Origin of the sequence: Peterkaempfera podocarpi (assembly GCF_042466665.1) — a bacterium.
GTDB classification, from domain to species: domain Bacteria; phylum Actinomycetota; class Actinomycetes; order Streptomycetales; family Streptomycetaceae; genus Peterkaempfera; species Peterkaempfera podocarpi.
Genome location: NZ_CP162102.1, coordinates 4,408,470 through 4,427,160, shown reverse-complemented (window position 1 = coordinate 4,427,160; position 18,691 = coordinate 4,408,470). Strand labels below are relative to the sequence as shown.

The window sequence follows — 18,691 nt, the reverse complement described above, 5'->3', positions numbered from 1 at the left end:
CCTCCTCGGTGGTGTCCGATATTCCGCCTCTCCCCCTCGTCGCAGATCATGCCTGCGGGTCCGGTCACCGGCATGCGGGAATAGGCCGTATGCGGAGGCCGCGGCGCGGCCTGCGGGGGCGTACGGGAGCGGTGGGGAGCGCCTGTCGTACCCGGCTTCGCCGAACGTGCGAGGATTCGTTCTGTCAGTGACGTACGTAGGAAGGCACATCGTGGCCGAGGAACTGTTCGCCACCCTGAAGACCAACCGCGGCGACATCGTGATCAAGCTCTTCCCGAATCACGCCCCCAAGACGGTGGCGAACTTCGTCGAGCTGGCCGACGGCAGCCGCAAGTGGACCGACCCGCGCACCGGGCAGGCCTCCACCGAGCCGCTGTACAACGGCACGGTGTTCCACCGGGTCATCTCGGGCTTCATGATCCAGGGCGGTGACCCGCTGGGCACCGGCACCGGCGGCCCGGGCTACAGCTTCGCCGACGAGTTCCACCCGGAGCTGTCGTTCGACCGTCCGTACCTGCTGGCCATGGCCAACGCGGGTCCGGGCACCAACGGGTCGCAGTTCTTTGTGACCGTGGCCCCCACCACCTGGCTGACCCGGAAGCACACCATCTTCGGTGAGGTTGCCGACGAGGCCAGCAAGAAGGTCGTGGACACCATCGCCACCGTCCCGACCCGTCCGGGCGACCGCCCGCTGCAGGACGTGGTCATCGAGTCGGTGGAGATCACCCGCCGCTGACCGCGGCGCATCGGCACCCGGTCCCCGGTGGCGCGTCGGCGCCACCGGGGCCTGTGCCTCAACCTCGGGGGCCAACCGAGGACAAGTCAGCCGAGGCCGACCATGGACAGCGGAACCCCGGGACCAACGAGGAGGTAGCCGAGATGCTCCCCGACGAAGGCTGGCGATCCGGCCCCGGGTCGCAGCGGCCGCACCAGCCGCCGCCGAACCCTGTGGTGCCGCCCCCGCCGGCCGTCCCCCCGCAGCCCGCCAAGCCCCCGCAGACGCCGGGGCTGCCCCGCTGCTACCGCCATCCGCAGCATGAGACCGGTATCAGCTGTGCCCGCTGCGGCCGGGCGATCTGCCCGCTCTGCATGGTCAGCGCCTCGGTGGGCTTCCAGTGCCCCGACTGTGTGCAGAGCGGCCGGGAGGGCGTCCGTGAGGCCCGCACCCCGTTCGGCGGCCGGCTGGCACAGGATCCGGCGCTGGCGACCAAGGTGTTGATAGGCCTCAATGTGGCCCTCTTCCTGCTGGTCCAGCTGGTGGGGACATCGCTGCAGAACCAGCTGGTGCTGGTCGGCAAGGGCTACGACCAGGGGCACCTGGTCGGGGTCGCGACCGGCGCGGGCCAGTGGTACCGCCTGCTGACCTCGGTCTTCATGCACTGGTCGTGGTGGCACATCGGGCTCAACATGCTGTCGCTGTGGTGGATCGGCCCACAGCTGGAACAGGCCCTGGGGCGGCTGCGCTATGTGGCGCTCTACCTGGTCTCGGGGCTGATGGGCAGCGCCCTGTCGTTTGTGGTGGCCGGCGCGGGGACGTACTCCGCAGGCGCCTCGGGGGCCATCTTCGGGCTGCTGGGCGCCACCGTGGTGCTGCACCGGGTGAACGGCTATCCGCTGGGTCCGATCATCGCGCTGATCGGCTTCAACCTGATCCTGACCTTCTCCGTGGCCGGCATCGACTGGCGGGCGCATGTGGGCGGGCTGGTCGCCGGCGGTCTCACCGCGCTGGCCATGGTGCGGGCGCCCGCAGACCGGAGGGACCTGGTCCAGGGGGTCGCGGTGGGTGCGATGGTGCTGGTGGCCCTGGGACTGGTGTTGCTGGGGACTGCTCTGATCAATGGGTGACGTTCGTCATCCCCATTGTTATCCACAGAAGCCGATCTACCCGCGTCCACCTGCATGTTCATGGTCAATCGCCCGTACGGGGGGTGTATCGGCTGTCAAGTTATCCACAGACAGTCTGAACTTTTCCCCAGTGTGGATAACCGTGTGGACAAGCTGAATGTAGGACTGTGGAGATGCGGAACGGCGGCCGCGCACACCGCGGCCGCCGTCGGCGGGAACAGATGACGGAACCCGTCACTTCCACTGAGTGGAGACGCCGAATCCCGCAGCGATGAAACCAAAGCCCACCAGGATGTTCCAATTGCCCCAGGGCTTCACCGGCCAGGCGGTGCTGGTCACGTAGTACACGACGATCCAGGCCAGCCCCACCAGGAACAACGCCAGCATCAGCGGTGCGACCCAATGCCGCCCGGAATCCAGCTTGACCGCCGCGGCGCCCGACGGCGGCGGGGTGTAGTCGGACTTCTTGCGGAGACGAGACTTCGGCACGAGGAACTCTCCTGTCGATGCGCTGCATGACCGCGCAGGATGCTGACGGCGACCGGGGGTGCGGGACGCGGTCCGATGCGGCACTCACACGCCACCGGCGTCCGTTAGCGTAGTGGCTGATCGGGTCGGAAGGAGATAAGGGTACGGTGTCAGTTTCCGGGAATGCCGACCGCTCGCCCACCCAACGCGGTCCGGCCGCCCGAATTGTCGGCCGTGCCCTGACCTGCGCTGTCTTCGCTCTCGCAGGTCTGCTCTTCTGCGTCAGCGCACTCACCGCCCGGGGCACCAATCTCCGCACCGACGACTCCCTGCTGCGTCTCACCGACGTCATAAGGGAGAAGAGCGAGCAGAACCAGCAGACCCAGCACCAGGTCTCCGCGCTTCAGAACCAGGTGGACGCCCTGGCCGAGCAGCAGGGCCAGAACCCCGCCGACATCAGGAGGCTGGGCGCCCTCTCCAAGGCCGCCGGCCTCGAACCCCTGAAGGGCCCCGGCCTCACCGTCACCCTCAATGACGCGCCCCCCGGCGCCACCGCCCGCATCCCCGGCGTCCCGGAGCCGGGCCCCAACGACCTGGTCATCCACCAACAGGACATCCAGGCCGTGGTCAACGCCCTGTGGCGGGGCGGCGCCAAGGGCATCCAGGTGATGGACCAGCGGCTGATCGCCACCAGCGCGGTCCGCTGCGTCGGCAACACCCTCATCCTGCAGGGGCGCGTCTACTCCCCGCCCTACGTCGTACGCGCCGTCGGCAACCAGGCCGCCATGCGGGCCGCGGTCGACGCCGACCCCTACATCAGCAACTACCTCCAGTACGTCAACGCCTACGGCCTCGGCTGGAAGGTCGACCAGGGCGGCGCCATGACCCTGCCCGGCTACAACGGCACCGTCGACCTCCGCTACGCCCAGGCGGTCCCATAACCCCACTCCCGCCCACGGGGCGCCACCCCGGCACGTAGGCTTGGCCCCCAGGGGACGGGAAGGAGCGGCATGTACAGCTGGATCTGGCGGCAGCTGCCTGGGAATGTGCTGGCGAAGTCGGTCGTCTCACTGCTTCTGGCGCTCGGGATCGTCTACCTTCTCTTTCAGTATGTTTTTCCGTGGGCCGAACCGCTGCTCCCCTTCGGTGATGTCACCGTGAACGACGGAGGCTCCACAGCCGTACACCCCACCGACAGCCCCACCCCGGCGCCGCGCAGCAGCGAGACATCCCTCAACGGCGCGGCCGCCCCCTCCGCCGTGGTGGGCACCGACTCCCACCGAGTCCTTCACCCCGGAGCAGCTCAGGCATGACCGCACGGATCCTCGTCGTCGACAACTACGACAGCTTCGTCTTCAACCTGGTGCAGTACCTCTACCAGCTCGGTGCCACCTGCGAGGTGGTCCGCAACGACGAGGTGACCGTCGACCACGCCGTGCCACGCAGCGGCGACGAGGGCTTCGACGGCGTGCTGCTCTCGCCCGGGCCGGGCACCCCCGAGGAGGCCGGGGTGTGCATCGAGATGGTCCGCCACTGCGCCGCCGCAGGGCTGCCTCTCTTCGGGGTCTGCCTCGGCCTGCAGTCGATCGCGGTCGCCTACGGGGGCGTGGTGGGGCGCGCACCCGAGCTGCTGCACGGCAAGACCTCCGAGGTGCTGCACCAGGGCGCCGGCGTCTTCACCGGGCTGCCCTCGCCCTTCACCGCCACCCGCTACCACTCGCTCGCCGTGGAGCAGGACTCCATCCCCGACGTGCTGGAGACCACCTCCTGGACGGAGAGCGGCGTCGTGATGGGCCTGAGGCACCGTGAGGCACCGGTGGAGGGTGTGCAGTTCCACCCCGAGTCGGTGCTGACCGAGCACGGCCACCGGATGCTTGCCAACTGGCTGGTCCAGTGCGGGGACGCGGCTGCTGTCGGCCGCTCAGCCGGGCTGGCTCCGGTGATCGGCCGAGGCTGACCGAGGTGACCGCGGTCCGGCCGGAGCGCCGGGAGGCTCAACAGGAGCCCGAGGAGACGCCCTCGCCGGGCGGCCCGCGCGTCGACGCCACCATGCGTCTGCGTGCCGTCTCCGCATCCCCCGGTGCGTCCCCGGACGGTCCGGCGGCGGGGCCCGACGACACCATGCAGCTGCGGACCGTCTCGATACCCGAGGCCAGGCCCGCAGCCGAGCCCGAGCCCGAGGTGAAGCCTGGGGCGGGGCCGGAGGCCGGAGCGGGCGACGAACCCCCTGCCGGGCCCGACGACACCATGCAGCTGCGCACGGTGTCGATACCGGAGACCAGGCCGACGGCGCGACCGGAAGCGGGCGACGAACCTCCCGCCGGGCCCGACGACACCATGCAGCTGCGCACGGTGTCGATACCCGAGGTGAAGCCTGGGGCGGGGCCGGAGGCCGGAGCGGGCGACGAACCCCCTGCCGGGCCCGACGACACCATGCAGCTGCGCACGGTGTCGATACCGGAAACCAGGCCGACGGCGCGACCGGAAGCGGGCGACGAACCTCCCGCCGGGCCCGACGACACCATGCAGCTGCGGGTGCCGTTCATACCGCCCGCAGCACCGGCCGAGGTCCCCCTGGGCGGCCGCGCCGAGCGGCGGCGAGCGGACCGCGAACAGGCGCGCGGCAGAGGGCGACGCAGTGCCGCTGCCGCAGCCGGGCAGCCCGCCACCGGCCGCCACGGCCGCCGGGCGGCACCTGGTGGCGCCCGGGGCCGGGAGCCGGTGAGCGTCAAGCTCGTCCGTGCCACCGGGGAGCTGTGCGTCACCCTGGGCGTCCTGCTGCTGCTCTTCGTCTCCTACCAGCTGTGGTGGACCAATGTCCGCGCCCACGCGGCCGCCAGCGGCACTGCCAACCGTCTTGAGCAGCAGTGGGACAAGGGGAACAGCGGCGGTTCCCGGGATCCCGACGACCCGCGGGATCCCGGCGTCTTCGCCCCCGGTCAGGGCTTCGCCATCATCTGGATCCCCAAGCTCGATGTGAAGGCTCCCATCGCCGAGGGCACCGACAAGCACTCCGTCCTCGACAAGGGCATGGTCGGCCACTACTCGGGGGCCCTGGAGACCGCGATGCCCTGGGACAAGACGGGCAACTTCGCGCTCGCCGCCCACCGCAACACCCACGGTGAGCCGTTCCGCTACATCAACAAGCTGGCCGTCGGCGACAAGGTCGTGGTGGAGACCGCGCAGGCCTACTACACCTATGCGATCACCAGCGCGCTGCCGCAGACCCCACCGTCCAACGTCAGCGTGATCCAGCCCGTTCCGGTGGGCTCCGGATTCACTCGTTCGGGTAGGTACATCACCCTCACCACCTGCACACCGGAGTTCAAGTCCACCTACCGGCTGATCCTCTGGGGCAAGATGGTCGAGGAGCGCCCGCGGAGCAAGGGGAAGCCCGACGCTCTGCTGGGTTCCTAGACGTGTGGAAGGGCAGGCATTGGCTGGACACCGTGGCCCGAGCCGGGGCAGGGCCGCTGCGGCCGCGTCGGTCCTCGGCGAGCTGCTCATCACCTTCGGCGTGCTGCTTGGCCTCTTTGTGGCCTACTCGCTGTGGTGGACCAACGTCATAGCGGACCGTCAGGCGACCGCTGCGTCACATCACCTGCGTGACCAGTGGACCCAGCAGCCGGACGCCTCCGGGGACTCGGCCTCGTCCAGCAGCCACCACCCGGCCAAACTCGCCACCGGCGACTCCGTGGGCTTTCTGCACATCCCGGCGATGGGCAAGGACTTCACGGTGCTGATCAAGATGGGCACCGGTACGGACATCCTCAACGAGGGCGTCGCAGGCGTCTACCAGGACCCGTACGCCGCGGCGATGCCCTGGGCCAAGTCCGGGAACTTCGCGCTCGCCGCACACCGGGACGGCCACGGCGCCAAGTTCCACAACCTCGACAAGCTGCACAAGGGAGACGCGGTGGTCGTGGAGACCGCGGACACCTGGTACATCTACCGCGTCGACAGCACCCTGCCGCAGACGTCGAAGTACAACACCGATGTCATCGCGCCCATCCCCAAGGGTTCCGGCCACACCCACGCCGGCCGCTACATCACCCTCACCACCTGCACCCCGGTCTACACCTCCCGCTACCGGATGGCAGTCTGGGGCACCCTGGTGCGCACCGTCCCGGTCGACGCGCAGCGGACCCTGCCGCCAGAGCTGCGCTGAGCTGACTCCCCGCCACCCGGCGTGCGTGTGCTGACACACGCCCCGGGTGGCGCCTTTGCGCTGGGCCGGACTCGTGACCTTGCACCGCGCTGCGGCGTTGAAGAGTGCGTCATATGCCCAAGGCATGAAAATGACCCCGGCGGTGCGCCAACACCCCGGGGCCCGGCACCGGGAGCAACCCTCCGATGCGTATTCACTGTATCGAGCCCGCCCGCACCCTCTCGGCACATCGCGCGATTCTCCACCACCCGCGCCTCAACGGGCTGGCGGTCAGGCTCCTGCTGTGCGCCCTCACCCGGCCACAAAGCACCGGGGAGACCCTGGAGACCATCGCCGCCCGGATGCCGGAGGGCAGGGCAGCCCTTGCCACCGCACGGCGCCAGATCACGGCGGAGGGCTTCTACCACCTGCGGCGGCGGCAGAACCCGCAGACGGGCGCCTGGACCACCGAGACCATGGTCACCGACGCGCCGCTGCTCGACCCCGGCGCGGTGGAGACGGCCTGGGCCGCGAGCCGGCCAGGAAGCGGGCGCCACGACAACGCACCGCCGACCGCCGGGAATCCGTCCGTCGGGGAGGCGGGTGGTCGGGATCCCGGTGCATCCCCCCAAGGGGTAACTACTGGGGGAAAAACCCTCCCTCCCCCGCCGCCACCGGCAACACCGCCACCGGCAACACCGCCACCGGCACCGCCAACACCGCCGGCGGGCCGAGCCACCCCCGAAGCCGCCGCCGAAGCCCCGGCCGCAGCGGCTTCCGGTGCCGCGCCCGACACCCGGCTCGGTGAGGCAGCCCGGCTGCTGCTGCGGGCCGTAGAGTCCCAGCCCCTGCTGCGCATCGGCGTTGCCGAGGCGCTGCGACTGGCCCCACTGGTCGCCGAGTGGCTGGCGCGCGGTGTCTCGTTCGGGGAGCTGAGGCTGACGCTGATCTCCGGCCTGCCCAAGGTGGTCCACTCGGCCGCTGCCCTGCTGAAGAACCGGCTGGAACGCAAGTTGCCGCCCCGCCCGGACCCGGCGCCGCCACCCCCGGTCCGCCATGAATGCCCCGAGTGCGCCGTACCCGTGGCCCAACCGGGCGTCTGCCGCGCCTGCACCGGACTCCCGCCCACCGGGACCGTCCCGCACCGCCCCGCACCCGAGATCGCCGTCAGCGGCGCCGCCCGAGTCCGCAGCCAACTGCGGCACGGGGCGCCGACACCAACAACCCGCAGGGGGAGACGATGAACCAGCAGGCCGTGATCCTGGAATCGCGCACCATGCGCGACAGCCTCACCGGATGGACCCAAGCCCTCAACCGCGTCAAGGCGCTCCAGCTGCTGCCGGACGGCCTCCACCTGACGACCCGGCTCGTCGCTGACTACTTCGAGGTGGGTGAGACCGTCATCTACAACATGGTCGCCGACCACCGCGACGAGTTGGAGGCCAGTGGCTACCTGGTGCTGGAGGGAGAACCACTGACTCACTTCAAGCGAGTCAGTGGGATCCAGTCCCGCAGCAGGTCTCTCGCACTGTTCCCCAGGCGAGCCGTGCTCAATGTCGCGATGCTGCTGCGGGACAGCGAGGTGGCCCGCCAGGTGCGCGCCCATCTGCTCGACCTCGCCGACGCGGCCAGGCCGTCGGCCGCCCCGGACTCCTACATCGCCGAGGTGGCCCGCCGGGCCGCCGAGGAGGCCGTGGCGCGGCAGCTGCAGTCCCACGCCCAGGTGGTGGGTGCCATGAGCTGCCGCCTGACGCATCTGGACATCACCCTGCGGGAGGTCCGCAGCCGCCTGGACGCGCTGTGCACCCTCTGGGCGCATCACGCGGTGCAGGACCGCCGTCGCGGGCGGCGCTGCTGCCACTGAACACGGCGTGGGGGCTGTGGACAGGTTGTCCACAGCCCCCACGGGGTTCAGTCGCCGGATCGGTCAGCCGCCGGGGGTGCCGCCGATGAGCCCGCCGTTGTTGCCGCCGCCGTTGTTGCCGCCCTGCGGACCGGGCTGCGTGACGAGGTTGATCTGCTGGCCGGGGTTGACCGGTGTACCTGCCTGGGGGTCGCTGGAGACCACCTGCGCGGTGGTGTCCGACGGTCCGTTGACCACCTGGCCGTGGAGGCCCTTGCTGTCCAGCAGGTTCAGCGCGTCCTGAAGGCCCATGTTGCCCAGCACCGGCACCGTGACCTGCGCCGGCTGCTGACCGACGACCAGTTCGATGTCGGATCCCTTGGGCTGCTGGCCCTTGGCCGACTGGCTGATCACCTTGCCGACGTTGTTGGGGTCCTCCTGCTGGGTGACCGTGACATGGAAGCCTGCCGCCTGGAGCGTCTGCTGAGCGGTGGCGGCGTCCTGGCCGGTGAAGTCCCCGGCGTCGACCTTGTCCGGTGCCTTGCCCACCACGATGTTGACCTTGGAGCCCTTCTGGGCCTTGCGGTTGGCGGCGGGCTGCTGGGTGAGGACGTTGCCCTGCTGGCTCTCGTCGTCGGTCGCCTTCTCGGTGACCTCGCCCAGCTTGAAGCCGGACTGCTCGAGCCGCTGCTGCGCCTGGTCCTGGGTCATGCCGCCGAGGTCGGGCACATCGCCCTGCTCCGGGCCGGAGGAGAGGTGCACCGTGATGGTGCTGCCCTTGGCCAGAGTGGTGTCCGCGGCCTGGTCCTGGGTGCAGATGCTGCCCTTGGCGGCGACATCCGGCTCGCAGGGGACCTTGTCGCCTTCCGTCAGCTTGAACCCGGTGGTGCCGTTGGCCAACTGCTTCTCGGCGTCGCTGAGGGACAGCCCGATCAGCGAGGGCACCTTGGGGTCGGGGGTCTTGGAGCCGCCGCCGAAGAGTGCCTGGGCCACAAAGAAGGAGCCCACCAGGACCAGTACCGCCGCGATGGCCAGCACGATCCAGGAGGTGTTGTTCTTCTTGGGCTGGCTCCGCCGGTTGCTCGCCCGGCCGCCGTAGCCGCCGTCGTCCCCGTAGTCGCCACCCTGGCCGCCGACCGGCGGCAGCATGGCGGTGCCCGCCATGCTCGGGTTCTGCGGGGAGAGCACGGTGGTCGGCTGGCCGCCGTACTGGTCGGCCCCGTAGCCGTTGTCGTAGCCGCCCATGCCGAAGGCCGCGACCTGCTGGGCCGCGGCGACCGGGAGACCGTCGAGGAAGCGCTCGATGTCGTCGCGCATCTCGTCGGCGGACTGGTACCGGTAGTCGCGGTCCTTGGCCAGCGCCTTCAGCACGATGGCGTCGACCTCGGGGCGTACCTCGGGGTCGAAGACCGACGGAGGCTGGGCCTCCTCCCGGACGTGCTGGTAGGCCACCGCCACCGGCGAGTCGCCCACGAAGGGCGGCCGCAGGGCGAGCAGCTCGTAGATCAGGCAGCCGGTGGAGTACAGGTCGGAGCGGGCGTCGACCTGCTCGCCCTTGGCCTGCTCCGGGGAGAGGTACTGGGCGGTGCCGATGACCGCGGCGGTCTGCGTCATGGTCATGCCCTGGTCGCCCATGGCACGGGCGATGCCGAAGTCCATCACCTTGACGGTGCCGTTGCGCGTCAGCATGACGTTCGCCGGCTTGATGTCGCGGTGCACGATCCCGTTGCGGTGGGAGTACTCCAGCGCCTGAAGGATGCCGATGGTCATCTCCAGCGCGCGCTCCGGCAGCAGCCGGCGGCCGGAGTGCAGCAGCTCGCGCAGGGTGGAACCGTCGACGTACTCCATCACGATGTAGGGGATGGAGACCCCGTCCATGTAGTCCTCGCCGGTGTCGTACACGGCGACGATGGACGGGTGGTTCAGGGACGCTGCCGACTGGGCCTCGCGGCGGAACCGGGCCTGGAACGACGGGTCACGGGCCATGTCGGCCCGCAGCGTCTTCACGGCGACGGTGCGGCCGAGCCGGATGTCGTGGCCGAGGTACACCTCGGCCATGCCGCCGCGACCGAGCACGGCACCCAGCTCGTACCGGCCGCCGAGGCGACGCGGCTCTTCCATAGCTCCCAGCCCTCTCCCTCACCCGGTGCATGAGGATGTGACGTTGGGCCCCGCAGTCCGGCTCCCTGCGCCCACTGGGGCGCAGGACCGTCCTGCAGACAGACCGCTGCTTGCGGATACGCTACCGGTCCCGAGGGCGATAGCCCGCCGCCAGCACCACCCGATACCAGACCGGTATCAGGTGTGCACCACCTGTGCCCATATGCCCGACTGCATCATCTGTGCAGGTGGGCCCAGGGAACCGGGTGACCCGGAGACGGTCGCGGCGGGGCCGGTGAGTTATCGGTCACTTCCCGGTGACGGCTTCCATGATCGCCTTGGCGACGGGTGCGGCGAGCTTGCCGCCGGCGATGCCGGCGCGGTCGTCGCCCTCGTTGCTCTCCACCACCACGGCGACGGCGACCTTGGGAGTGTCACCGGTCTTGGCGTAGGAGATGAACCAGGCGTACGGAAGGTCCTTGTTGTTCTCTCCGTGCTGGGCGGTTCCGGTCTTGCCACCCACGGTGACGCCGGGGATGCGGGCCGCGGTTCCGGTACCGACGTTGCTCTCCACCACGCCCTGCATCAGCGTCTGCAGCTTCTGCGCCGTCTCCGGGCTGAAGGCGCGGCTCATCTCCTTGGGCTTGGTCTGGGAGATGGTGGTGAGGTCGGGGGTCTGCTCCTTGTCGACCATGTACGGCTGCATCAGCGAGCCGTTGTTGGCGACGGCGGCGGCGACCATGGCCATCTGGAGCGGGGTGACCCGGGTGTTGTGCTGGCCGATGGCGTCCAGCGCGGTGCCGGGGCGGTCGGAGTCCAGCGGGAAGACGCTCTCGGCGGCCCGGACGGGGGTGTCGACCTTGGGGTTGTTGAACCCCAGCTTTGCGGCCTGGGCGGCCAGCTTGTCCTTGCCCACCTTGTCGCCGATGTTGGCGAAGACGGTGTTGCAGGAGTACTCCATGGCGATGAGGACCGTGGCGCCGGCGCAGGGCTCGGACGCGGACTCGTTCCGGAGTACCTGCTGGGTGTTCGGCAGGACGAACCGGGCCGGGGTGTCCGTCTTGTCGTTGGGGCTGTTGTAGATGCCGTTCTCGAACATCGCCGCCGCGGTGACGATCTTGAAGGTGGAGCCCGGCGGGTAGGTCTCCTTCAGCGCCCGGTTGATCATCGGGCTGTCGGGGTCGTTGAGGTACTTGGTGTACGGGGAGGTGTCCTGCCCGGCGAACTTGGTCGGGTCGTAGGACGGCGTGGAGACCATGGCGAGGATGGCGCCGGTGGTGGGGTCGATGGCGACCGCGGCGCCCTTCTTGCCCTTGAGGGCGTCGTACCCGGCCTTCTGGGCCTTCTGGTCGATGGTCGTGATGACATTGCCGCCCTGCTTGGGCTTGCCCGTCAGCATGTCCAGGGTGTTGCGGAAGAAGAGCCGGTCGTCGTTGCCGGAGAGGAAGTCGTCCTCGAGCGACTCGATCTGGGTGTTGCCGACCGTCTGCGAGGAGTAGCCGGTGATCGGGGCGTACATCTGGCCGTCGGTCCAGGACTGCTTGTACTTGAACCGGAGGCCGTTGACGAACTCCGACTTGGTCATCGGCTTGCCGTTGGCCAGGAAGATGTTGCCGCGCGGGTGCGCATAGCGGTCGTAGAGGACCCGCTTGTTGTTGGTGTCCGTGGCCAGTGCGTGGGCCTTCACGCCCTGCAGCCAGTTGGCGCGCACCATCAGGGCCAGCACCAGCAGCATGCAGAAGATGGAAACCCGTCGGATGGGCTTGTTCATGCGATGGGTCCCCTCTTTGCGGTGTGAGTCATGCCCTCACGCTCGCACTATCTGGGTAGCTTCCGCGTCAGGACCGGGCGCGGGTTCGGGCGCCGGCCGCCGGGCGGTGTCGCTGATCTTGAGCAGTACCGCCACCAGCGCCCAGTTGGCGACCACGGAGGATCCGCCCTGGGCCATGAAAGGCATTGTCATACCGGTGAGCGGGATCAGGCCGGTGACGCCGCCGGCCACCACGAAGACCTGGATGGCGAAGGCTGACGAGAGGCCGACGGCCAGCAGCTTGCCGAAGGGGTCGCGGGCGGCGACCGCGGTGCGCAGTCCGCGCTGCACCAGCAGGCCGTAGAGCAGGAAGATCGCCATCAGGCCGGCCAGGCCCAGCTCCTCGCCGAAGGAGCCGAGGATGAAGTCGCTCTTGGCGGCGAACTCGATCAGCCAGGAGCGGCCCTGGCCGAGGCCGGTACCCACACGCCGCCGGAGCCGAAGGCGAAGAGCGACTGGCCGATCTGCTCGGTGGCACCGGCCGGCGGATGGGGGAGAAGGCGGCCATGGGGTCCAGCCAGGCGTTGACCCGGACCTTGACGTGCGGCTCGAAGCTGGCCACCAGGACCGCGCCGCCCGCCGACATCAGCAGACCGAAGACGATCCAGCTGGTGCGCTCGGTGGCGACGTAGAGCATCACCACGAAGAGGCCGAAGAAGAGCAGCGAGGTGCCCAGGTCGGTCTCGAAGACCAGGATCAGGATGCTGAGGATCCAGACCACGATGATCGGCCCGAGGTCGCGGCCGCGCGGCAGGTAGAGGCCCATGAAGCGGCGGCTGGCCAGTGCCAGCGCATCCCGCTTGACCATCAGGTAGCCGGAGAAGAAGACAGTGAGGATGATCTTGGCGAACTCGCCGGGCTGGATGGAGAAGCTGCCCAGGTGGATCCAGATCTTGGCGCCGAAGTCCTCCTTCCGCGCGGGGAAGAAGGCCGGGGCGGCCAGCAGCACCAGGGCCACCGCCATGGAGATGTAGGTGTAGCGCTGCAGGATGCGGTGGTCCTTGAGCAGCACCAGCACCCCGAGGAAGAGCGCCACACCGAGGCCCGACCACATCAGCTGGTTGGCCGCCGCCGGGTAGTTCTGGGGCAGCAGCGGCCCTGCCTTGTCCAGCCGCCAGATCATCACCAGCCCGAGCCCGTTGAGCAGGGTGGCCAGCGGCAGCATCAGCGGGTCCGCGTAGGGGGCGAACTTCCGCATGGTCAGGTGGGCGATCAGGGCGAGACCGCCCATGCCGAGGCCGTAGCCCAGCATGCCGGCGGGCAGCGAACCGTCCATGGCGAGTCCGACGTTCGCATAGGCGAACATCGGCACCACCACGGCGAAGATCAGCAGGAGCAGCTCGGTGTTCCTGCGGTTGGGTGCCCCCTGGGGGGTGATCGTGGTGGTGTTGCTGCTGCTGTTGGGCAATCCGAAACTGCTCACGGCGTCGGCCGCTCCCCTGCCACTACTGAGTGCACGACTTCGCCAGCTCCTGCTCCGGTGCGGTCAGGGTCGGCTTGCTGCTGGCGGAGCTGCCTGCCGACTGGCCCGGGACGGGCTGCTGCGAGGTCCTGCCGGGACCCGTACTGCCACTCGCGCCGGGTCTGGGCGTGGCGGCGGCACGTACCGCCGTCCCCTGGACATACGCGGCACGGGCGGCGACGGTTCCGGTCGCGGTGGGGCGCGGGCTCGCGGGCGCACTGGCGGAGGGCTGCGCGGGCTGGGTCGCCGCGGTGGACGGGACGGCGCCCTGGGCCACCTTCTTGCAGACCGTGGCCTGGTCGCCGAGCCGCTGGACCTTGGTGAGGGCGTCGTCCACATTGTCGACGGCGATGGTGCTCTTCACCTGGTCCTGCTGCAGCTGCGACAGGTACTTGAGTTCGATGTCCGGGTAGTCCTTGTAGACCGAGGAGAGGTTCAGCCCGGCGAGGTTCTGGTTCAGCCCGCGGAAGACCGCGACATGGTCCCCTTTGGTGCCCACGTAGTACTGCTTCTGCGTCCAGCGCCAGCCGACATAGCCGCCGCCCCCGACCAGGCCCAGGGCGACGACCAGGACCAGCGACCGCTTGAACCACTTGGCGCCCTTGCTGCGCCTGCGGCGGTCCGGCTTCTCCAGGTCGTACTCGTCGTAGGCCTCGTAGTCCTCGGCGGGGCCGAACTCGCCGAACCCGTCGCCGCCGTCGGCGGGATGCTGGGGGGCGGGCCGGCCGAGGCCGGCCGCACGGCCGGCCGGGGTGTGCAGCATGTGCTCGGTCATGGTGGGCGGGCCGTCGGCGACCGCGCCGACCACCACGGGGGTGTCGCTGACCTGCCCGGCCATGGTGTCGCTGTCGCCCACGTCCAGGACGTCGGCCACGATGCAGGTGATGTTGTCGGGGCCGCCGCCGCGCAGCGCGAGCTGGATCAGCTCCTGCACGGTCTGGTGCGGGGAGTAGAAGGACCCCAGGGTCTCTTCGAGGGTCTGGTGGCTGACCACGCCGGAGAGGCCGTCGGAGCAGATCAGATAGCGGTCGCCGGCCCGCACCTCGCGGATCGACAGATCGGGCTCGGCCTGCCCGCGGCCGTCGAGGGCGCGCATCAGCAGGGAACGCTGGGGGTGGGCCCCCGCCTCCTCCTCGGTGATCCGGCCCTCGTCGATCAGCCGCTGCACCCAGGTGTGGTCCTGGGTGATCTGGCTGAGCGAGCCGTCGCGCAGCAGATAGGCGCGGGAGTCGCCGATGTGGACCATGCCCATCCGCTGGCCGGTCCAGAGCATGGCGGTCAGGGTGCAGCCCATGCCCTCCAGCTGGGGATCCTCCTCGACCATGCTCCGCAGCCGGTCGTTGGCCTGCTGCACGGCGTCGCCGAGCAGGGAGAGGAGGTCGGCGCCGGGGATGTCGTCGTCCAGCTTGACCATGGTGGCGAGGACCTCGGCCGAGGCCACCTCGCCGGCGGCCTGGCCGCCCATGCCGTCGGCGACCGCAAGCAGCCGGGGACCGGCGTAGCCGGAGTCCTCGTTGTGCTCCCGGATCATGCCGGTGTGCGAACCGGCCGCGAAGCGCAGCACAAGGGTCATGCGGCGTGCGCCTCCCCTCGAGCTGCCTCGTCACTCGCGGTGGACGTGGTCCGATGCCTCATGCGCTACTACTTCCGCAGCTCGATGACGGTCCTGCCGATACGGATGGGCATCCCCGGCTGCAGCGGCGAGGGAGCGGTGAGCCGCTGCCGGTCCAGGTAGGTGCCGTTGGTGGAGCCCAGGTCCTCGACGATCCACTGCCCGCTCTGGTCCGGGTAGATCCTGGCATGCCGGGAGGATGCGTAGTCGTCGTCGAGCACGATGGTGGAGTCGTGTGCCCGTCCGAGGGTGATGGTCTGGCCCTGGAGGGCGACCGTCGTCCCGGCGAGCGAGCCCTGCACCACGACCAGCTGGGTCGGGGCGCCGCGGCGCTGCCGCGACTGCTGCTGGGGCTGCGGCCGGGCGCTCTGCTGCCGCGCCGCCTGGGAGGACCCGGGGGCGGCCGGACGGCGCGCCGCACGCTGGGTCACCCTGGTGCCGAAGAGGTCGCTGCGGATCACCTGGACGGCGACGATCACGAACAGCCACAGTACGGCGAGGAAGCCCAACCGCATGACCGTGAGGGTCAGCTCTGACATGTGTGCCCCGCTCTACCCTTCGGCTTGCCGGTAGACGATGGTGGTACTGCCCACGACGATCCGCGAGCCGTCGCGGAGCGTAGCGCGCTGGGTGTGCTGTCCGTCCACCACGATGCCGTTGGTCGAGCCCAGGTCGAGGACCATCGAGGGCGAACCGGGACGGATCTCCGCATGCTTGCGGGAGACGCCCGGGTCGTCGATGCGGATGTCGGCCTCGGTCGAGCGGCCGAGGACGAGGGCACCGCCACCGAGCTGGTGCCGGGTGCCGTTGATCTCGATCCAGCGCCGGAGCCCGGCTCCGCCGCCGGTGCCGGGGAGCTGGCGCACATTGCCACCGACCCCGCCCGGGGTGTGCGGAGGCATCGCGGGCGGCGGCGGCGCCGCGTACCCGCCGGGCTGCTGCCACTGCTGGGCGGCGGGCGACGCCGGAGGACGCTGCTGGTAGCCGCCGGGCTGCTGGTAGCCCTGGGCGCCGCCCTGGGACATCCCCTGGGACTCGCTGCCGGCCAGGGTGCGACTGCGCACCCGGTAGAGACCGGTGTCCAGGTCGTCGGCCTTCTCCAGGTGGACCTGGAGCGGGCCCATGAAGCTGTAGCGCTGGGCGTCCGCGTACTCGCGGACCATCCCGGCGAGCTCCTGGCCGAGCTGTCCCGCGTACGGACTCAGCCGCTCGTGGTCGTGCGGGCTGAGCTCCACGATGAAGTCGTTGGGCACGACGGTCCTGTCGCGGTTCCAGATGGTGGCGTTGTTGTCGCACTCGCGCTGCAGAGCGCCGGCGATCTCGACCGGCTGGACCTCGGACTTGAACACCTTGGCGAAGGTGCCGTTCACGAGACCCTCGAGCCGCTGCTCGAACTTCTTCAGGACTCCCACGGGCACCCCCTCTCCTCTGGGTTCACATCATCCGCTGTACTGCGTACTTGCCTACTGATCGTATCCACGCCGCAGGCATCCGTACGGTTCCCCGGCAGTGCTCTGCCCGGGGGTGCGCTTGAGCACACCCCTCATCCGCAGGATGCCACCGCGGGAGGAGGGGTCACCGGCCGGAGACCCGCCACCCGTCCGGCTTCATCCGTTTGTCGCGCTGCGGTCTCCGTCCAGTGATGGTAGTTCGGACGGGAGAGAACTGTCTGCGCTTGCCGTGGGCCACCTACCCGCTGGGAGGGTCGGGCACGCCGGACGGGTGGCTGCGGGGTGCCCGGGCAAAGGATTCGAGGGCACCCAGGCTGACGTGCTAATGTTTTCCACGTCGGAAGGGGCGCCCGGAAGGGACTCGGACCGGTCACCAGACGGAGAGAGTCCGGCTTGGTGCCGACGAGGACGGTTCGGTAGCATCTGAGGACAACACCCTTGCGCGGGTGGCGGAATAGGCAGACGCGCTGGATTCAGGTTCCAGTGCCCGAAAGGGCGTGGGGGTTCAACTCCCCCCTCGCGCACAGTGAGGTACCGAAAAGGGCCTCCGGCAGTGACGAAAGTCGCTGACGGAGGTCCTTTTCGCGTATTGGCCGCCCCGTGGCGGGCCGGGCCTGCCGCTGGTCCGATTGAGGCAGGGGCGGTCACTGTCCGGCGAGTGGCTCTTCGCCGGTGGAGGCGGCATGCCGGGGGTGATGCAGATCACCGGCGGTACGGTGCGTCGCCGCTCCTTGCCGAGCCCGGCGGTGGGGCGGTGCCCTGTGCTGCGGTCGGTCTTTCCGGAGGGCCCGGTGCGCATGTCACCGCGGAGGACAGGCCCCGCCGGCCGTGCGGATGCCCCTCGACCGCGACCGTGCGGTCACCGGGAGCGGCCGGGCGCAGATCCCCGGGCCGGGAACACCTCGCAGGTGATGGCGGCTGTGGACATCAGTGGAACCTGAGGCCGACGGTATGCGCTGACACACCGGCCGCCTCCTGGAGGGCGACCGGAGCAGCGGTCACGGCCAAGCCGTGCACCGTGGTGAGCGCTCTTTCCAGAAACGGAGGACCACGTCATGACCACTGCAGATCTGGCAGGGAGTGTCGCTCTGGTGACCGGGTCGACCAGCGGCATCGGTGCGGCCACGGCGGCGGTGCTCGCCGAGCGGGGCGCACATGTGGTGGTCTCCGGCCGGAACCGGGCCCGCGGAGAGGCCGTGGTCGGCGCGATCAGGGGGCGGGGCGGCAAGGCGGACTTCGTCGCCGCCGATCTGCGGGACACGGAGTCGACCCGACGGCTGGCCCGTGAGGCGAGCGCGGTGGGTGGCGGCCGGGTCGACATCCTGGTCAACAACGCAGGTCTTGTCCTGTTCGGGCCCACCGAGGAGATGCCGGAGGGCGACGTCGACGCCGTCTACGCGGTCAATGTGAAAGCGCCGTTCTACCTGGTGGCCGAGCTGGCACCGGCGATGGCCGAGCGTGGTGGCGGGGCGATCGTCAATGTCAGCACCTCGGTGTCCGAGTACGGCGAGGTGGGGATGGCGCTGTACGGGTCGAGCAAGGCGGCGGTGAATCTGCTGACCAAGGCGTGGGCTGCCGAGTTCGGTCCGCGCGGGGTCCGGGTCAACGCCGTGGAGCCGGGGCCGACGCGTACGGAGGGCACGGCCGGGATGGGCGACGACCTCACGGACATCGCCCTTCAGGCACCGGCCCGGCGGCCCGCCGCCCCGGAGGAGATCGCCGAAGCCGTCGCCTATCTGGCGAGCGATGCGGCGAGCTTTGTACAGGGTGCGCTGCTGCCGGTGGACGGCGGCCGTACGGCGGTCTGAGCAGCCCGCCGCCCAGGGCCTGCCCGACGGCAGGGGCCTTCGGCTGCTGGTCGGCGTCGGCGTCGGCGCGCGCGCCGGCCGGCCCCGGCCGGAAGGCCCACGCCGTCTCTCCGCGGCGGCGGGGCGTATCGCTCGGCGCCGGTCC

At 70.0% G+C, this 18,691-nt stretch carries 16 protein-coding genes, 1 tRNA gene and 1 pseudogene; 11 read left to right on the top strand and 7 right to left on the bottom strand.

The window, feature by feature from the left end:
• Positions 1 to 211 precede the first annotated feature (211 nt).
• Together AB0761_RS19425 and AB0761_RS19420 are read left to right on the top strand one after the other, a co-directional pair.
• A complete protein-coding gene (locus AB0761_RS19425; RefSeq protein WP_377270340.1) occupies positions 212 to 736 on the top strand; it encodes a peptidylprolyl isomerase in 525 nt (174 codons plus the stop codon).
• Between the two features lie 143 nt (positions 737 to 879).
• Positions 880 to 1,845: a rhomboid family intramembrane serine protease gene (locus AB0761_RS19420; protein ID WP_377270339.1), complete on the top strand. Its 966-nt coding sequence runs from the start codon at positions 880 to 882 to the stop codon at positions 1,843 to 1,845.
• A gap of 234 nt (positions 1,846 to 2,079) precedes the next feature.
• Here the strand turns inward: AB0761_RS19420 and crgA are convergent, their stop codons facing one another.
• The gene (gene crgA / locus AB0761_RS19415; RefSeq protein ID WP_377270338.1) at positions 2,080 to 2,334 is read right to left on the bottom strand and encodes a cell division protein CrgA; all 255 of its coding nucleotides are present in this window, start codon (positions 2,332 to 2,334) and stop codon (positions 2,080 to 2,082) included.
• Positions 2,335 to 2,480: 146 nt separating this feature from the next.
• On the opposite strand from crgA, the gene AB0761_RS19410 reads away from it, so the two are divergent.
• The 7 genes from AB0761_RS19410 (at position 2,481) to AB0761_RS19380 (ending at position 8,324) form a co-directional block, all read left to right on the top strand.
• Positions 2,481 to 3,254, top strand: coding sequence for a DUF881 domain-containing protein (locus AB0761_RS19410; RefSeq protein WP_377270337.1), 774 nt, complete (start codon positions 2,481 to 2,483; stop codon positions 3,252 to 3,254).
• Between the two features lie 69 nt (positions 3,255 to 3,323).
• The gene (locus AB0761_RS19405) at positions 3,324 to 3,626 is read left to right on the top strand and encodes a hypothetical protein (protein WP_377274553.1); all 303 of its coding nucleotides are present in this window, start codon (positions 3,324 to 3,326) and stop codon (positions 3,624 to 3,626) included.
• Entirely contained in the window at positions 3,623 to 4,270 is a 648-nt protein-coding gene (locus AB0761_RS19400; RefSeq protein WP_377270336.1) for an aminodeoxychorismate/anthranilate synthase component II, read from the top strand. The genes AB0761_RS19405 and AB0761_RS19400 overlap by 4 nt, the downstream gene beginning before the upstream one ends.
• A 5-nt stretch (positions 4,271 to 4,275) precedes the next feature.
• Positions 4,276 to 5,730: a class E sortase gene (locus AB0761_RS19395; RefSeq protein WP_377270335.1), complete on the top strand. Its 1,455-nt coding sequence runs from the start codon at positions 4,276 to 4,278 to the stop codon at positions 5,728 to 5,730.
• Positions 5,731 to 5,749: 19 nt separating this feature from the next.
• Complete coding sequence (locus tag AB0761_RS19390; protein ID WP_377270334.1) at positions 5,750 to 6,481, top strand: class E sortase; 732 nt, start codon at positions 5,750 to 5,752, stop codon at positions 6,479 to 6,481.
• 185 nt (positions 6,482 to 6,666) lie between these two features.
• Positions 6,667 to 7,704 (top strand): hypothetical protein, encoded by a 1,038-nt coding sequence (locus tag AB0761_RS19385; RefSeq protein ID WP_377270333.1) that lies wholly within the window; start codon positions 6,667 to 6,669, stop codon positions 7,702 to 7,704.
• Positions 7,701 to 8,324 (top strand): hypothetical protein, encoded by a 624-nt coding sequence (locus tag AB0761_RS19380; RefSeq protein WP_377270332.1) that lies wholly within the window; start codon positions 7,701 to 7,703, stop codon positions 8,322 to 8,324. Before AB0761_RS19385 ends, AB0761_RS19380 begins: the two co-directional genes overlap by 4 nt.
• 63 nt (positions 8,325 to 8,387) lie before the next feature.
• Here AB0761_RS19380 and pknB read toward each other — a convergent pair whose 3' ends face one another.
• The 6 genes and pseudogenes from pknB to AB0761_RS19350 all read right to left on the bottom strand — a co-directional run bounded on the left by pknB (position 8,388) and on the right by AB0761_RS19350 (position 16,699).
• Entirely contained in the window at positions 8,388 to 10,424 is a 2,037-nt protein-coding gene (gene pknB / locus AB0761_RS19375; protein ID WP_377270331.1) for a Stk1 family PASTA domain-containing Ser/Thr kinase, read from the bottom strand.
• A 286-nt stretch (positions 10,425 to 10,710) separates the two neighbouring features.
• On the bottom strand, positions 10,711 to 12,174 hold the full coding sequence (locus AB0761_RS19370; protein ID WP_377270329.1) for a peptidoglycan D,D-transpeptidase FtsI family protein: 1,464 nt from the start codon (positions 12,172 to 12,174) through the stop codon (positions 10,711 to 10,713).
• A 36-nt stretch (positions 12,175 to 12,210) separates the two neighbouring features.
• Positions 12,211 to 13,636, bottom strand: a pseudogene (locus AB0761_RS19365) (FtsW/RodA/SpoVE family cell cycle protein).
• A gap of 22 nt (positions 13,637 to 13,658) precedes the next feature.
• On the bottom strand, positions 13,659 to 15,248 hold the full coding sequence (locus AB0761_RS19360; RefSeq protein ID WP_377270328.1) for a protein phosphatase 2C domain-containing protein: 1,590 nt from the start codon (positions 15,246 to 15,248) through the stop codon (positions 13,659 to 13,661).
• A 68-nt stretch (positions 15,249 to 15,316) separates the two neighbouring features.
• Entirely contained in the window at positions 15,317 to 15,826 is a 510-nt protein-coding gene (locus tag AB0761_RS19355; protein ID WP_377270327.1) for an FHA domain-containing protein, read from the bottom strand.
• A 12-nt stretch (positions 15,827 to 15,838) separates the two neighbouring features.
• Entirely contained in the window at positions 15,839 to 16,699 is an 861-nt protein-coding gene (locus AB0761_RS19350) for an FhaA domain-containing protein (RefSeq protein WP_377274211.1), read from the bottom strand.
• A gap of 479 nt (positions 16,700 to 17,178) precedes the next feature.
• Between AB0761_RS19350 and AB0761_RS19345 the strand changes: the two genes are divergently transcribed.
• Positions 17,179 to 17,262 (top strand) — tRNA-Leu (locus AB0761_RS19345).
• 531 nt (positions 17,263 to 17,793) lie between these two features.
• Entirely contained in the window at positions 17,794 to 18,546 is a 753-nt protein-coding gene (locus AB0761_RS19340) for an SDR family NAD(P)-dependent oxidoreductase (RefSeq protein ID WP_377270326.1), read from the top strand.
• Positions 18,547 to 18,691: the final 145 nt, after the last annotated feature.

What these genes read in the sequence shown, in the direction of transcription:
- AB0761_RS19420 (WP_377270339.1), top strand. Translation starts at nt 880, where the DNA reads ATGCTCCCCGACGAAGGCTGGCGATCCGGCCCCGGGTCGCAGCGGCCG.
- AB0761_RS19405 (WP_377274553.1), top strand. Translation starts at nt 3,324, where the DNA reads ATGTACAGCTGGATCTGGCGGCAGCTGCCTGGGAATGTGCTGGCGAAG.
- AB0761_RS19400 (WP_377270336.1), top strand. Translation starts at nt 3,623, where the DNA reads ATGACCGCACGGATCCTCGTCGTCGACAACTACGACAGCTTCGTCTTC.
- AB0761_RS19385 (WP_377270333.1), top strand. Translation starts at nt 6,667, where the DNA reads ATGCGTATTCACTGTATCGAGCCCGCCCGCACCCTCTCGGCACATCGC.
- AB0761_RS19380 (WP_377270332.1), top strand. Translation starts at nt 7,701, where the DNA reads ATGAACCAGCAGGCCGTGATCCTGGAATCGCGCACCATGCGCGACAGC.
- pknB (WP_377270331.1), bottom strand. Translation starts at nt 10,424, where the DNA reads ATGGAAGAGCCGCGTCGCCTCGGCGGCCGGTACGAGCTGGGTGCCGTG.
- AB0761_RS19370 (WP_377270329.1), bottom strand. Translation starts at nt 12,174, where the DNA reads ATGAACAAGCCCATCCGACGGGTTTCCATCTTCTGCATGCTGCTGGTG.
- AB0761_RS19360 (WP_377270328.1), bottom strand. Translation starts at nt 15,248, where the DNA reads ATGACCCTTGTGCTGCGCTTCGCGGCCGGTTCGCACACCGGCATGATC.
- AB0761_RS19355 (WP_377270327.1), bottom strand. Translation starts at nt 15,826, where the DNA reads ATGTCAGAGCTGACCCTCACGGTCATGCGGTTGGGCTTCCTCGCCGTA.
- AB0761_RS19340 (WP_377270326.1), top strand. Translation starts at nt 17,794, where the DNA reads ATGACCACTGCAGATCTGGCAGGGAGTGTCGCTCTGGTGACCGGGTCG.